The following is a 15,530-nucleotide window of genomic DNA, read 5'->3' as shown; positions in this document are numbered from 1 at the left end:
CCCGCACGCATGAACGTGGTGAGGGTCAGGGCGGGCGCCCCCTCCCTTGTGGCCTGATCCGCCAGGTGATCCAGCAGCGACCGGCGGATACCACGGCGCGCGCTGTCCGGGTGCACCGAGACCTGTTCGACGTGGAGGTTGCCGTCGACACGGCCGGCGATCTCCGGCATGCCGATGTCGCGGAAAGAGCGATCGGCGACCCTCTCTTCATCAAAGAGGCATGCCACATCTCCGGCCGAGTCGGGTACGAACTCCTCGGGCCGCGGCGCCTGTTGACAGCTCCCTCTCTTTGATCCCCTTTCACTGCTTAATTCATGAAAGGGGGGAAGTCGCGTACTCGCCTACCGGATCGGCTGACACAGCGGGAACCATCACGCTCGCACTGTCCGCACTTGCCGTCTACGCGGCATTTCTGCTGCTCAGAGCGCGGCACACATGACCTGACGGATCGTCAAATCCCTTCTTGCCCCGCTTGGTTACCATTTCGTGATCACGCTTTGGTCACCGTGTCGCCTCATGTGTTCCGCCACCCCGCCCGACGCAGAAACGCTGCTGCCAAGTGACCGAAATCGATCCATGGGGTGGGAATGAGACGGACACAACCCGTCGATCACGCCAGACGCCGACCGACACACCGCCTCATGGCGGCCGCGACGGCGACCGTACTCCTGGCCACGCTGCCCACGCTGGGCGCCGTATCCTCCGCGACCGCGGCCGAACAGAGCCCGCGCCTCTCCGAAGGGGCGCGGGCTCTCGCCGCTGCCAAGGAGTCCGGCGAGCGGGTGGAGGTGCTCGGGGAGCGGTCCGAGCGGACGACGGTCTTCGCGAACCCGGACGGCCACACCTTCACACTGGAGCAGTCCTCCGTCCCGGTACGGGTCGCGAAGCAGGACGGCGGCTGGCAGTCGCCTGACGCCACGCTCCAGCGGCGTGCGGACGGCACGGTCGGGCCGAAGGCGGCCGCGGCGGAGATGGTGTTCTCCGGCGGCGGTGACAAGGCGCCGCTGGTGTCGATCGCGGACAAGGGCCGCGAGCTGGCGCTGGACTGGCCGGGCAAGCTGCCGAAGCCGGAGCTGGACGGGGCGAGCGCCCTGTACCGGAACGTGCTGCCGGACGTCGACCTGAAGGTGACCGCGACCGTCGAAGGCTTCCAGCATGTGCTGGTCGTCAAGACCCCGAAGGCCGCCGCCGACGCCAAGCTGAAGGAGCTCACCTTCGGGCTCCGTACGAGCGCCGGGCTGACCGTGCGCAAGAACGAGCGCGGCGCGCTGGCCGCGGTCGACGCGACCGGGCAGGCCGTCTTCCGGGCGCCGACCGCACAGATGTGGAACTCGGCGGGCAAGGCCGCCCAGGACAAGCGCGTGAAGTCCGGCGTCACCCCGCCGGCCCCGAAGCGGGTCACGGCCCCGGCCGCGGTGAACGAGGCCGACATCCCCCAGGACCGGCCGAAGGCCGCCGGACCGGCCGTCCCGCAGGCCCCCGCCTCCGCACAGTCCTCCGCCCCGGTGAAGGGCGCCGAGGCGCCCGGCTCCGCCACCGGACTGGAGCCGGGCCAGGGCGACGAGGTCACCCGCATGGCCGTGAAGGTGTCCAAGGACACCCTGTCGGTCGTCCCGGACGCCGCGCTGCTGAAGAGCACGCCCGCCTCCGCGTTCCCCGTCTACATCGACCCGACGGTGACCTGGGGCGAGTCCGAGCGCACCCTGCTGCGCTCCGACGGCTATGAGTCCTACGGCTGGAGCAACGGCTCCGACGACATGGGCAAGGGCGCCGGCAAGTGCGGTACCTGGAACGGTTACTACTGCGGCCCCGGCTACGTCCAGCGTCTGTACTTCGAGTTCTCGCCCGCGAGCCTGAAGGGCAAGAAGGTCCTCGACGCGACCTTCCGCGTGACCGAACCGTGGGCGTTCCAGTGCGACCCACGCTGGGTCGACCTGGTCCGTACGAACAACATCTCCTCCTCCACCACCTGGTCCTCGCGCCCCAAGGAGCTGGACTGGATGGGTGACCGCTACGTCTCCGCCGGGCGCGGCTCCCTGTGCGACCCGGACTCGCCGGACGCACCGATCGAGTTCAACGACAACCCCGAGGAGACCAACGAGAACCTCACGCCGACCGTGCGGGACTTCGCGGCGGGCAAGTTCTCCCGGCTCACCCTGGAGATCCGGGCGCACGACGAGTCCGACACCTCCGCGTGGAAGCGCTTCAAGAACGACGCCGTGCTCGCCGTCGACTTCGTCGGTCTGCCCGAGAAGCCGTCCTCCATCGGTCTGGTGACCGGCTCCGGCACCACCTGCTCCACGACGGAGTCCAACCCGACGATCATGTCCGACCCGACGCCGCCGCTGACCGCGACCGCGCAGACCAAGTCGGGCGGTGAGAGCGGCGCCCAACTGCGCGTCGCCTTCGACATCGACCACAAGAACACCGACGGCACCTGGTCCGACACCGCTCCCGGCAACGGCGACATACGGCCCTCCACCGGCTATGTCGGCGACAACACCAAGCTGACGTTGTCCTGGTCCACACTGACCGAGGGCAAGCTGTACCGCTACCGCGCCTGGGTGCGCTCGTACTACAACAGCGGCGGCAGCTACCTGGCCGGGCCGTCCAACGCCTCGACGACCGGCTGGTGCTACTTCAAGGTCGACCCGACCGCGCCCGAGGCGCCGACCATCACGTTCGGCACCCCGTACACCGAGTGCACACCCAACGCGTGCGCGTCCAACGGCGGCCCCGGCGTCAAGGGGACATGGACGTTCAAGCCCGCCAGTGGGGACACCACCAATGTCTCCTACCAGTACACGCTGTCCGGGATGACGACGTGGCCGACCGTGACGGGGTCCAGCCCGACCGTCTCGATCACGCCCGAGCGCTCCGGCACCTACACGCTGTGGGCACGGGCCAAGGACAACGTCGGCCGGTACGGAGCCTGGAACGCGGTCGACTTCCTCGTCGCCGCCGGTGCGGGGCCGATCGCCACGTACCACTTCGACGAGGACAGCGGCGCGGCGGTCGACACCGCGACGACCGGTCCGACCCGCCACCCGGCGACCCTGGCGAGCGGTGCCGTACGTGACGACCGCGGCCGCCGCGGCCTGATCACCCATGACGCCACCGGCCAGCCGCTGGCCACACCGGTCACCGACAAGGGCCTGGCGATGAACGGCTCCACCGGCTGGGCGTCCACGTCCGGCCAGGTCCTGGAGACCCGGTCGTCGTACACGGTGTCGGCGTGGGTGCGGGTCGACCCGGCGTCGACGAAGACGGTGACGGTGCTGAGCCAGACCCCGGACACGACGAGCCCGTACACCCAGAAGTACAGCCCGTTCATCATCTCCTACGGCGGCAAGTGGAGCCTGCGCGTGTTCTCCACGGAGGGCACGTGGTCCCGGGAGGCCATGACGCCGACGTCCTACCCCAAGGGCGTGTGGACGCATGTCGCGGGTGTGCACGACGCGGCCGCCAAGAAGGTCCACCTGTATGTGAACGGCAAGCTGCAGGCATCCGTGGACGCCGGCACGCCGTGGTCGGCCGACGGCAACATGGAGATCGGCCGGACCATCTACGCCGACAACTACGTGGACCAGTTCCACGGCTCCATCGACGAGGTAACCGTCTGGCAGCGGTCGCTCACCCCCAAGGAGATCGGCGACGAGGCGAAGCTGCTGACGTCCGAAGGCTACGCGGGCCTGGAGCTGGTCGCCGACTGGCAGGCCGCCGACGGCAGCGGCACCACGGTCCCGGACGCCTCCGGCTACGGCAGGACCCTCACGCTGAACAGCGGAGCCTCCCTGGCCGGCGGTGAACTCGTACTGGACGGCATCGACGACCACGCGGTCTCGCCGATGAACACCGCGGTGGTCGACGGCACCGGTGCGTTCACCGTGACCACCACCGTGTCGCTGGACGGGGCGAAGCTGGCCACGCAGGCCATCGGCTACTCCGGGGCGGTGCTCTCCCAGCGGACCAACGGCGCCGGCTCGTACGGCTTCTGGTACGAGCTGACCGGCAAGGACACCGTGTTCGACGAGGAGACCTTCGAAGAGCGCACAGTCCCGGTCGGAAAGTGGCACTTCGGCACCCGGCACGAGGACGGCACCTTCACCTCCGTGGTCTCCGACGAGGTCGCCGCGCTCGACAGCGTGGTCCGGCTGACCGGCGTCCACGACCCGGTGACCGGAACCATCAGCCTCTACCTCGGTCACAACCAGAACGGCGCCGACCTTGCCTTCACGGCCCTGCTCGGGTCGTACGAGGTCTCAGTCGGCCGTGCCTGGCAGGACTGGTACTGGAACGACTACCTGCCCGCCCGGATCGGTGAGGTGCGCCTGTTCTCGGGCGCGGTCGCCGGCTCGGAGCAGATCAGCACCCACATCGGGGACTGAGCCGGGCGGTCGCGGGCCGCGGTCGACACCGACCGCGGCCCGCGTCACCTCCGCCTCCCCTCCCTCACCCCCCACACACAGACGGCCGGCCCCCGCCCGGGGGCCGGTCCTTTCAACCACCCAGGTGAGAAGGGCTTCCATGTCCTTGGACAAGATCAAAGCCAGATCGCAACTCCTGGCGAGAGCCACGCTCCGCGGAGGTCGGCGGCACAGCAGGCGTCGCTCCGTGGCCACCGTGCTAGCGCTGGCCCTGACCGTCCCGACCGTCCTGTTCATCCCGGTCGCGCAGGCCGCCGAGAACGGCGGTCTCGGGCGCCCGAAGGTGCCCGACAGCCGGGTCAGCGAGGTGAAGGAAGTCAAGGGTCTCGGCGCGAAGAAGGCCCGCGACCAGGTCGCCCGCGACAAGAAGGCCAACGCCGCGCAGGCCGCCCGTGCCCAGCGCGAGCAGCGCCGCGCCGCCTGGCCGAAGCGGGGCTCCGCCACGGTCCGGCTGACCGGCGGCGGCAAGGCCGCGGCCACGGGCAGGCCCGGCGGGCTGCCCCTCACCGTCCGGCCCGCCGCCGGCAAGGGCGGGCTCCCCGACGGCACCGGCACCCACTTCACCGTGCTCGGCCCCGACGCGGCCGAGGCCGCCGGTATCAACGGCGTCCTGTTCACCGGCACAGCCGACAGCGCGGGCCGCGCCCAAGTCAGCGTCGGCTACAAGGATCTGGCCGGTGCGACGGGCGGCGGCTGGGCGTCCCGGCTGCGTCTGGTCCAGCTGCCCGCCTGCGCGCTGACCACGCCCGAGAAGCCCGAGTGCCGCAAGCAGACCCCGCTGCCGTCGGCCAACGACACGGCCACGCAGACCGTCACGGCGCCCCTCGCCCTCCCCGAAGGCGGCGGCCTGGCCCCGCAGCTCGCCACCGCCGCCACGGCGACCACGTCGGGGGCGGGCGTCTTCGCCATGACCGCGTCCGGCACCGGCGAGGGCGAGTCGCCCAACGGAAGCGGCGACTACTCCGCGACCCCGCTCTCCCCGTCGGCGTCCTGGGAGGCGGGCGGCAACTCCGGCTCGTTCACCTGGACCCACGACTTCACGATGCCGCCCTCGGCCGCGGGGCCGGTACCGACGCTCTCCCTGGCATACGACTCGGGCAGCATCGACGGACGCAGCGCCACGACGAACAACCAGGGCACGTCGGCCGGTGAGGGCTTCACCATCACCGAGTCCTACATCGAGCGCACCTACGGCAGCTGCGACAAGGACGGCCACGACGGCATCCACGACAAGTGCTGGAAGTACGACAACGCCAAGCTGGTCCTCAACGGCAAGGCGTCGCTGCTGGTCAAGGACAACACCTCCGGTCAGTGGCGGCTCGCCGACGACGACGCCTCCAAGGTGACCCGCTCGACCGGGGCGGACAACGGCGACGACAACGGCGAGTACTGGACGGTCGTCACCGGTGAGGGCACCACGTATGTCTTCGGCCTGGAGAAGCTGGACGGTGCCACGACCCAGCGCACCCACTCCACATGGACAGCTCCCGTCTTCGGTGACGACTCCGGCGAGCCCGGCTACGCCAACGGCACCACCTTCGGAAGCCGCTGGCTGACGCAGGCATGGCGCTGGAACCTCGACTACGTCGAGGACGTGCACGGCAACGCCGCCACGTACTGGTACGCCAAGGAGACCAACCACTACCGCAAGAACAAGGCGTCCACCGCGAACGCGTCCTACATCCGTGGCGGTTACCTCAAGGAGATCAAGTACGGTCTCCGCAAGGGCGCGCTGTTCACCGACGACGCCGACGCGAAGGTCACCTTCGGTTACGCCGAGCGCTGCACCGCCGCGGACTGCTCCTCGCTGACCGAGTCGACCGCGCACAACTGGCCGGACGTGCCCTTCGACGCGATCTGCTCCAGCGGCGAGAGCGAGACCGACTGCCTGGCCATCGGCCCGTCGTTCTTCTCCCGCAAGCGGCTCACCACCGTCGACACGGTCTCGTGGGACGCGGCATCGGCCGCCTACAAGCCGGTGGACTCCTGGACGCTGACCCAGAAGTACCTGGACGGCGGCGACATCGGCGACTCGTCCGACCAGACACTCGCCCTGATGTCGGTCAAGCGCATCGCAAAGGCCGGCACGGCCATCACGATGAACCCGATCTCGTTCACGTACCACATGCGGCCCAACCGCGTGGACGGCACGGACGACATCCTGCCGCTGACCCGCCCGCGTATCTCCACCATCACCTCGGAGACCGGCGGCATCACCACGGTGACACTGTCCGGGCAGGAGTGCCTACGCAGTGAGGTGACAGGAGCCGCCGAGGACACCAACACCCGCTCCTGCTACCCGCTGTACTGGAACATCAACGGCGCTGCGAACGCGTCCCTCGACTGGTTCCACAAGTACCGGGTCCTCGCCGTCACCGAGTCCGAGCCCACCGGTCAGAACGACGCCGTCGAGCACGCGTACAGCTACAGCGGCGCCGCCTGGCACCACACCGACGACCCGTTCGTCCCGAAGGCCGAGCGGACCTGGTCCGACTGGCGCGGCTACCGTCAGGTCACCGAGTACAAGGGCGCCCTGAACACCACCCGCTCCAAGACGGTGTCCCTGTACATGCAGGGCATGCACGGCGACAAGAAGAAGGACGGCACCACCAAGTCGGTGAGCGTCGCCCCCCTGGCGAGCCCCGCGCTCGGCCTCGCCACCCTCACGGACAGCGACCAGTACGCGGGCCACCTGCGCCAGAAGGTCGTCTACAACGGCACAACGGCGATCTCCGCCGAGTCCAGCGAGCCGTGGTCGTCGGAGACCGCCCGGCAGAGCGTGCCGGACGCCGGGGACCAGGTCGCCCGCTTCGTCCGGACGACGAAGGAGACCGACCACACCTACCTGACCGTGCCGAAGACCTGGCGCTCCCGCACCACCGAGCGCGACTTCGACAGCTACGGCATGGTCTACCAGGAGGACGACAAGGGCGACGACGCCAAGACCGGCGACGAAACCTGCACCCGCACCTGGTACGCCCGCAACGCAACCGCCGGTCTGACGAGCCTCGTCTCACGCAAGCGCGTCGTGGGCAGAACCTGCTCGGTCGCCGACTCCAGCCTGTCGCTGCCGACGACCTCGGCGACGCGCGGCGACGTCCTGTCGGACACCGCCGTCGCATACGACGGCGCCACTTGGTCGACGTCCATGACACCGGCCAAGGGCCTGAAGACCTGGACCGGCCGGGTCAAGAGCTACAGCGGCACCACGCCCAGCTGGCAGACGGTCGAGACCACCGGGTACGACACGTTCGGCCGCGTCACCAGCGTCACCGACTCCGCGTCCCACAGCACGACGACCGCATACACCCCCGCCGCGGCGGGCCCGCTCACCAGGAGGATGGTCACCGACCCCAAGGGACACCGAGTCACGACGTTCCTGGACCCGCGGCGCGGCCTCGATCTGCGGATCTACGACCCGAACCTGAAGAAGACGGAACTCGCGTACGACGCACTGGGACGGATCACCGACGTCTGGGAACCCAACCGCAACCGAGCGGCCGGCTACGGCCCGAACCAGAAGTTCGGCTACGGACTGAGTGCCAGTCAGCCGTCGTGGGTGTCGTCCTCCACGCTCAAGGCCGACGGCACCACGTACAACACCACGTACACGCTCCATGACGCGCTGCTGCGCCCCCTGCAGGTCCAGGCGCCCAGCCCCGAGGGCGGTCGCGTGCTCACCGACACCCGGTATGACTCCCGCAGCCTCGCCTACGAGAAGCACGAGGAGATCTTCGACACCACGTCTGCACCGACGTCCACGTACGTCCGGGCCGAGTACGGCGAGGCACCGAAGCAGACGGAGACCGTCTTCGACGGCGCCGAACGGGCCGTCACCGACAAGCTGCTGGTGTACGGCGTCCAGAAGTGGGCGACCTCGACCACCTACACCGGTGACTCCACGGCGACCACCGCGCAGCAGGGCGGCAACGCCGTCCGGAACATCAAGGACGCCCGCGGCCAGGAGGTCGAGCGGCGCGAGTACGCCGGCGAGAACCCCGCGGACACCGCGTTCGGCGGCGGTCTGGGCACTTCGTACAGCACTGTGAAGTTCCAGTACACGCTGGACGGCAAGCAGCGCACCGTCACCGGCCCGGACGGGGCGGTCTGGACTTACGGCTACGACCTGTTCGGGCGGGAGAGCAGCATCTCCGATCCGGACAAGGGAACGTCGACGACCGGGTACGACGCGCTCGACCAGGCAGTCAAGACCACCGACTCGCGCGGCCGCACCGTGCTGAGGGCGTACGACGAGCTGGGCCGGGTCACCGCGACATGGGACGGTGTCCAGGACGATGCCCACCTGCTGACGGAACGCACATACGACACGGTCCTGAAGGGCCTGCCCGGCGCGAACACCCGGTACGTGGGCGGCAAGGCGGGCAAGGCGTACACCAAGGCGGTGACCGCGTACGACAGCCTCGCGCGGCCCGCGGCCACCACGCTCACGCTGCCGGCCGGCGATCCGCTGGTCGCCGCGGGAGCTCCGGCCACGATCGAGTTCACCAGCTCCTACCGTCTCGACGGCACGCTGGGGAACAACGCGGAGCCCGCGCTGGGCGGCCTGCCCTCCGAGGTGATCAGCTACGGCTACACCCCGCTCGGGCAGGTGAAGTCGATCACCGGCGCCACCGGCTACCTGCTGGACGCCGACTACTCGTCCACGGGCCGCGTGCAGCAGTACACGCTGGGCACGGCCAACACCGAGACGGCGAAGAAGGTGTACGTCAGCAACAAGTACGAGGAGGGCACCGGACGCCTGCTCCGCAGCCACGTCACGGACCAGACCCACCCGTACATGCTGATGGACCTCAACTACACCTTCGACGACGCCGGGAACGTCACGGCCATCTCCGACCCGACCACCCTGGGCGGGGCGGGCGCGGCCGAGACCCAGTGCTTCCGTTACGACGGCAGCCGCCGTCTGGCCGACGCCTGGACGCCGTCGTCGCAGAACTGCGCCGACCCGCGTGACGCGTCCGCCCTGTCCGGCCCCGCGCCGTACTGGACGGACTACGCCTACAACGCGGCCGGTCAGCGCACCGCCGAGACCCAGCACAAGGCGACCGGCGACACCACGACCACCTACTGCTACAAGGAGGGCCGCCCGCACCTGATGTCGGGCACCAGCAAGACCGCCGACTGCACCGCGCCGGACACGTCCTACGGCTACGACGCCTCCGGCAACACGACCGCGCGCCCCGGGCCGTCCGCAGCCCAGAGCCTGGACTGGTCCGCGGAGGGCAAGCTCGCGCGGGTCACGGAGAACGGAGACAGCACCGACTACCTGTACGACGCCGATGGCGCGCTGCTGATCCGGTCCGCCGAGAACGGCGAGCGCGTCCTCTACACCGGCAATACCGAACTGCACCTGCGTGCCGACGGCACCACCTGGGGGCAGCGGTTCTACTCGTCCGGAAGCCTCCAGATCGCGGTCCGCAGCAACGAGTCGGGAAGCAACAAGCTCTCGTACCTCGCCGGTGACCACCAGGGCACCCAGAGCCTGGCGGTGGCCGCGGACGCCTCGCAGACGTTCACCAAGCGGCGCACGACGCCGTTCGGCGCGGAACGGGGCACGGCCACCGGCGGCACCTGGCCCGACGACAGAGGATTCCTGGGCAAGACGGCCGACAAGGACACAGGCCTGACCCACGTCGACGCGCGTGAGTACGACCCGGTGATCGGCCAGTTCATCAGCGCGGACCCCAGCCTCAGCACCGGCCAGGCGCAGTCCCTGAACGGCTACGCGTACGCCAACAACAACCCGACCACGTTCGCCGACCCGACCGGCGAAAAGGTCCCCGAGTGCGACAACCCGCAGAAGTACGGCATCACATGCCGGGGCGGTATTCCCGTCACCAGCGGCGGCGACGACAAGGGCGGCAGCGGAAAGGGCAACGGCGGCGGAGGCGGCGGCAACACCGGCGGCACCGGCAGCACCGGCAGCACCGGTGGCACCGCGCCGGTCGGTCCCGTGTACGGGCCCCCGGTCCCCAGCTGCGGCACACCCCCCCTGTTGGCCTGCCCACCCGTGATCGGGCCGGCGACGCAGCCGCTGCTCAAGGGCCCGGACCCGGCGACGATCTTCTCGTTCTCCGCCGACTGCGGAATCATGGACATCCGCAACTACATGTGCAACGCGGGCAACGGACTCGTCACCTCGGGGTCGTATCTCCACGAGGGTTTCAACCAGGCGAACGAGATCACGTCGAAATCCGCACGGAACATGCGGAGCCACGAGAGCGCCAAGGTACGGAGCAACTCGGCCAAGACCTTGCGCACGCTCCAGACTCACCAGGGCATGAAGCGGCTGGTGGATATCGGCCGCAACCCGATGGTGCAGAAGCTGGGCAAGGCCAACCTGGTGACCGGCGTCGCGTTCACCTACTGGTCGAACCTGGAGAACTCCGACGGCAACGTCGCTCTGGCGGCCACGGAGACAGCGGTGGACACCGCGGTGGTGATGGGTGCGACCAAGCTCGGTGCCACGCTGGGCGCCACCATCGGTACCGCCATCGCCCCCGGTGTCGGCACCATCGTCGGCGCGGCCATCGGCGGAGCGGCCGGAGCTGTCGGCGGCATCCTGGCGACCGGGCCGGTCAACAACGCCATATCGAAGGGATGGAAAAAGCTCTTCGGCTGATCGACCGATCAGCGCCGGGCGGGCTCCGGGGGGACGGTGACGTACCCTCGGAGCCCGCCCGGGCGGCGTCCGTCCCACCAGGGACGGACCGTGTGGCCCCCCTCCCGGAGGAATCACCCCCATGACCTACTTCTTGATCGCCTTCTTCGCCCTCGGCTCCGCCTTCATGACCTGGAAGGCGTCCCGGCTGTGGCGGAACCCGGAGCTCGTGGAGGAGTTCACGCAGACCTTCGCGTTCCTGCCGTTCGGCCCGGACGTCAAGCGCGGGGAGGTGCGGTCGGCCGGCCTCACGGCCGTCTCGCTCTGGGCGATCACCGCCCTGATCGGGCTGGGCAGCGTGGAGGCGGAGGCGACCGGCGCCTGGCTGGCTGTCTTCGTCGTCGCGCTGCTCACGGTGCTGCTCTGCCTGCTGGCCGAGGCGGCGGTCGTGCTGTTCAACGCCCCGAAGGCGGTCGTCCCGCCCCATATGCGCGACGACCTCGGCGTCATCGCCGCCCGCAGGGCCCGCCGCAAGGCATAGTCGCCCGTACGGGTGAACGAACGGCTTCTGGTGCGCCTCGGGGGCCCGTGGCGCACCCCGCCGCAAGCCCGTCAGAAGCCCGGCGGCACCCCGAGAGCACCCCGACAGCACCCCCGACAGCACCCCCGCCCGCACCCTGCACGTCACGTCCCCGTAACCGATCATTCAGACGCGCTTGCGACGCTCAGCCGATGAAGCCCGCCGTGTCCGCGTTCACGGCCCGCTCCGACGCGCCTGACCAGCCCCTGGCGCGGAAGAATGGTGTCATGAACCAGCAGCCCGCCGAGGTCCCGGTCCAGCAGACCCCGTCGTCCACCCCGCACGCCCAGCCGTCCGTGGGGTCCATAGCCGCGCACCGGCCCCACACGGTCACCGGTCCGCAGCCCACCGGGCTCGCGCCCGACCTCGACGCCGACCTCGACACGTACGACGCGGACGGCGCCCGCTCGGAGCTGCCCGAGGGCCGGTTCCTGGACCGGGAGCGCAGCTGGCTCGCGTTCAACGAACGCGTCCTGGAGCTCGCCGAGGACCCGACGACCCCGCTCCTCGAACGGGCGAACTTCCTCGCGATCTTCGCCTCGAACCTGGACGAGTTCTTCATGGTCCGGGTCGCCGGCCTCAAGCGCCGGATAGCGACCGGTGTCGCCACCCGCTCCGCGTCCGGGCTCCAGCCCCGCGAGGTCCTCGACCTGATCTGGACCCGCTCCCGTGAGCTCATGGCGCGGCACGCGGCCTGCTTCCAGCAGGACGTCGCCCCGGCCCTGGCGGACGAGGGCATCCACCTGATCCGCTGGCCGGAGCTGACCGAGAAGGAGCAGGCCCGACTGTTCACGCTCTTCCGGCAGCAGATCTTCCCGGTGCTCACACCGCTGGCGGTGGACCCGGCGCACCCCTTCCCGTACATCTCCGGGCTGTCCCTGAACCTGGCCGTGGTGGTCCGCAACCCGGTCAGCGGCCACCGCCACTTCGCACGTGTGAAGGTCCCGCCCCTGCTGACGCGCTTCCTGGAGGCGTCCCCGCAGCGGTACGTCCCGCTGGAGGACGTCATCGCCGCGCACCTGGAGGAGCTGTTCCCGGGCATGGAGGTGCTGGCCACCCACATGTTCCGGGTGACGCGGAACGAGGACCTGGAGGTCGAGGAGGACGACACCGAGAACCTGCTCCAGGCCCTGGAGAAGGAGCTGCTGCGCCGCCGCTTCGGCCCCCCGGTGCGGCTGGAGGTGGAGGAGTCGATCGACCCGTACGTCCTCGACCTCCTCGTAAGGGAGCTGAAGGTCTCCGACGCCGAGGTGTACCCGCTGCCCGGACCGCTGGACCTGACCGGGCTGTTCGGCATCGCGGGCCAGGACCGGCCGGAGCTGAAGTACCCGAAGTTCGTGGCGGGCACCCATCGGGACCTGGCGGAGGTCGAGTCGGCGTCCGCGCCGGACATCTTCGCGGCCCTCCGGGAGCGGGACGTCCTGCTCCACCACCCGTACGACAGCTTCTCCACGTCGGTCCAGGCGTTCCTGGAGCAGGCGGCGAGCGACCCGGACGTCCTGGCGATCAAGCAGACGCTGTACCGCACCTCCGGCAAGTCGCCGATCGTCGACGCGCTGATAGACGCGGCCGAGGCCGGCAAGCAGGTCCTCGTCCTCGTCGAGATCAAGGCCCGCTTCGACGAGCAGGCCAACATCAAGTGGGCGCGGAAGCTGGAGGAGGCCGGCTGCCATGTCGTGTACGGCCTGGTGGGCCTGAAGACCCACTGCAAGCTGTCCCTGGTCGTCCGCCAGGAGGGCGAGCTGCTGCGCCGCTACTCGCACGTCGGCACCGGCAACTACCACCCGAAGACCGCCCGCCTCTACGAGGACCTGGGGCTGCTCACCGCGGACCCGCAGGTCGGCGCGGACCTGTCGGACCTGTTCAACCGGCTGTCGGGCTACTCGCGCCGCGAGACGTACCGCCGCCTCCTGGTCGCCCCCAAGTCGCTCCGCGACGGTCTGGTCTCCCGGATCGACAAGGAGGTCGCCCACCACAGGGCGGGCCGGCCCGCGTACGTCCGCATCAAGGTCAACTCGATGGTCGACGAGGCGGTCATCGACGCCTGCTACCGCGCCTCGCAGGCGGGCGTACCCGTCGACATCTGGGTCCGCGGCATCTGCGCCGTGCGCCCGGGAGTGACGGGGCTCTCGGAGAACATCCGGGTCCGCTCGGTCCTCGGCCGGTTCCTGGAACACTCACGCGTATTCGCGTTCGGGAACGGCGGGGAGCCGGAGGTGTGGCTCGGCAGCGCCGACATGATGCACCGCAACCTCGACCGCCGCATAGAGGCACTGGTACGGGTCTCCGACCCGGCCCACCGCGCGGCCCTCAACCGCCTGCTGGAGACCGGCATGGCAGACACCACGTCCTCGTGGCACCTCGGCCCCGACGGCAACTGGACCCGGCACGCGACCGACGCCGAGGGCCGGCCGCTGCGCCATGTCCAGGAGATGCTCATAGACGCGCGGAGGCGCCGACGTGCACAACCCTGACGACCGGACGTCCGCCGGGGAGGTCCTCGCGCCGTACCTCCGGGCCCGGGCGAACGACTTCCTGCGCGCGCTGCGCCTGCACACGGAGAGCAACGGCAACGACACCTCCGCCGCCGAGGAGGCCGCCCGCGCGCTCCGCGCCGCCGCCCGCCGCATCAGCGGCACGCTGCACACCTTCCGGCCCCTCGTGGACGGCCCCTGGGCGGACGGCCTGCGCACGGAGCTGGCCTGGCTGTCGAGCACGCTGGCCCAGGAGCACGCGTGCACATCGCGCCTGGTCCGCCTGGTGGACGCGCTGTCCCGTCTGACGGGCGGTGCGGGGGTACCGGCCCCGAGGGGCTCGTCCGGGGCACCCTCCGCCGGCGACGAGGCCATGCGGATGGGCGCGGCCAGGGCGGGCGCCCTCCTGGAACGCCGGCTGACCCTGTCCCGGGCGAAGGCGCATTCGGCGGCCCTGGAGGCGCTGGGCTCGTCCCGCTTCCACGCGGTGGCCGACGCGGTGGCGCTCCTGGCGTCGGAGGTCCCGCTGGGCCCGGCGGCGACGTCCCCGGCGGAAGAGATCCTCCCCGCGTCCACGGACACGCTGGAACGCCGCCTCCTGGACGCGGTGGCCGCGCTCCCCATGGCACCGGCGGTGGGCGGCGAGCACCAGGACGCCCCCTGGCACCAGGTCCGGCTCCTCCTCCGCCTCCACCGGTACGCCCTGGAGGTACGGTCGGCCCCGGCGCCCGAGCTGTACGAGGCGGCCACCGCCCTGGACCGCCACCGCGACGCCGCCGAGGCCGCGGCGGCAGCGGCGACGGCCGCCCGGACCCCCCGCATCGCCCCGGCCACGGCCTACACCCTGGGCGTCCTCCACGCCGACCAGCGCCACGAGGTCGGCTCCGCCCGCCACGCCTTCCACCTCGCGTGGCGCCGCACGGCCGTGGCGGCCCGGTGAACGACCTGGTGAGGGCGGCGGGCTGCGTCCTGTGGCGCGGTCTCCGGGACGGCACCCCGGAGATCTGCCTGATCCACCGTCCGAAATACGACGACTGGTCCTTCCCCAAGGGCAAGCTCAAGCAGGGCGAGGACCCCCTGACCGCCGCTCTCCGCGAGGTCCACGAGGAAACCGGCCACACCTGCACCCCGGGCCCCCGCCTCGCCACGGTGCTCTACATCGCGAAGGGCCGCCCCAAGGAGGTCACGTACTGGTCGGCGCGGTCGACGGGCGGCACGTTCACCCCCAACAAGGAGGTGGACCGCCTGACCTGGCTGTCCCCGGCGGAGGCGGAGTCCTGGCTGACCCACCCCCTGGACAAGCCGTTGATCCGCTCCTTCCTCGCCACGGGCGGCGCCGCCGGCGACTGAGCACCAGCGGCGCACCGCCCCGCCCGGGTCCGCCCCGCCCGGGTCCGCCCCGCCCGGGTCTACCCGGGTCCGCGCCG

Annotated in this window: 6 protein-coding genes and 1 pseudogene; 6 read left to right on the top strand and 1 reads right to left on the bottom strand. The window is 70.5% G+C overall.

The window, feature by feature from the left end:
• Positions 1-11 precede the first annotated feature (11 nt).
• Positions 12-227: pseudogene (locus FVS66_RS35885) on the bottom strand (GNAT family N-acetyltransferase); the annotation flags it as partial.
• 414 nt (positions 228-641) lie between these two features.
• Between FVS66_RS35885 and FVS66_RS12805 the strand changes: the two are divergent.
• The 6 genes from FVS66_RS12805 to FVS66_RS12780 all read left to right on the top strand — a co-directional run bounded on the left by FVS66_RS12805 (position 642) and on the right by FVS66_RS12780 (position 15,453).
• Positions 642-4,388: a LamG-like jellyroll fold domain-containing protein gene (locus FVS66_RS12805; RefSeq protein WP_149181314.1), complete on the top strand. Its 3,747-nt coding sequence runs from the start codon at positions 642-644 to the stop codon at positions 4,386-4,388.
• A gap of 226 nt (positions 4,389-4,614) precedes the next feature.
• Positions 4,615-11,070 carry an RHS repeat-associated core domain-containing protein gene (locus tag FVS66_RS12800; protein ID WP_262386963.1) on the top strand — a complete coding sequence of 2,152 codons (6,456 nt, stop codon included), beginning with the start codon at positions 4,615-4,617 and terminating at the stop codon, positions 11,068-11,070.
• 121 nt (positions 11,071-11,191) lie between these two features.
• Positions 11,192-11,590, top strand: coding sequence for a hypothetical protein (locus tag FVS66_RS12795; RefSeq protein ID WP_149181313.1), 399 nt, complete (start codon positions 11,192-11,194; stop codon positions 11,588-11,590).
• Between the two features lie 266 nt (positions 11,591-11,856).
• A complete protein-coding gene (locus tag FVS66_RS12790) occupies positions 11,857-14,103 on the top strand; it encodes an RNA degradosome polyphosphate kinase (protein WP_149181312.1) in 2,247 nt (748 codons plus the stop codon).
• Positions 14,090-15,043 (top strand): CHAD domain-containing protein, encoded by a 954-nt coding sequence (locus FVS66_RS12785; protein WP_149181311.1) that lies wholly within the window; start codon positions 14,090-14,092, stop codon positions 15,041-15,043. The genes FVS66_RS12790 and FVS66_RS12785 overlap by 14 nt, the downstream gene beginning before the upstream one ends.
• Positions 15,040-15,453: an NUDIX hydrolase gene (locus FVS66_RS12780; RefSeq protein ID WP_149181310.1), complete on the top strand. Its 414-nt coding sequence runs from the start codon at positions 15,040-15,042 to the stop codon at positions 15,451-15,453. Before FVS66_RS12785 ends, FVS66_RS12780 begins: the two co-directional genes overlap by 4 nt.
• The last annotated feature ends 77 nt before the right edge of the window (positions 15,454-15,530 follow it).

Source organism: Streptomyces sp. TRM49041 (assembly GCF_008271805.1).
GTDB lineage: Bacteria > Actinomycetota > Actinomycetes > Streptomycetales > Streptomycetaceae > Streptomyces.
The sequence above is the reverse complement of the archived record's forward strand: the minus strand, read 5'-3'. Positions and strand labels throughout refer to the sequence as shown.

Excerpts from the sequence above, each read along its gene's own strand:
- FVS66_RS12805 (WP_149181314.1), top strand. The coding sequence starts at position 642 with ATGGCGGCCGCGACGGCGACCGTACTCCTGGCCACGCTGCCCACGCTG.
- FVS66_RS12795 (WP_149181313.1), top strand. The coding sequence starts at position 11,192 with ATGACCTACTTCTTGATCGCCTTCTTCGCCCTCGGCTCCGCCTTCATG.
- FVS66_RS12790 (WP_149181312.1), top strand. The coding sequence starts at position 11,857 with ATGAACCAGCAGCCCGCCGAGGTCCCGGTCCAGCAGACCCCGTCGTCC.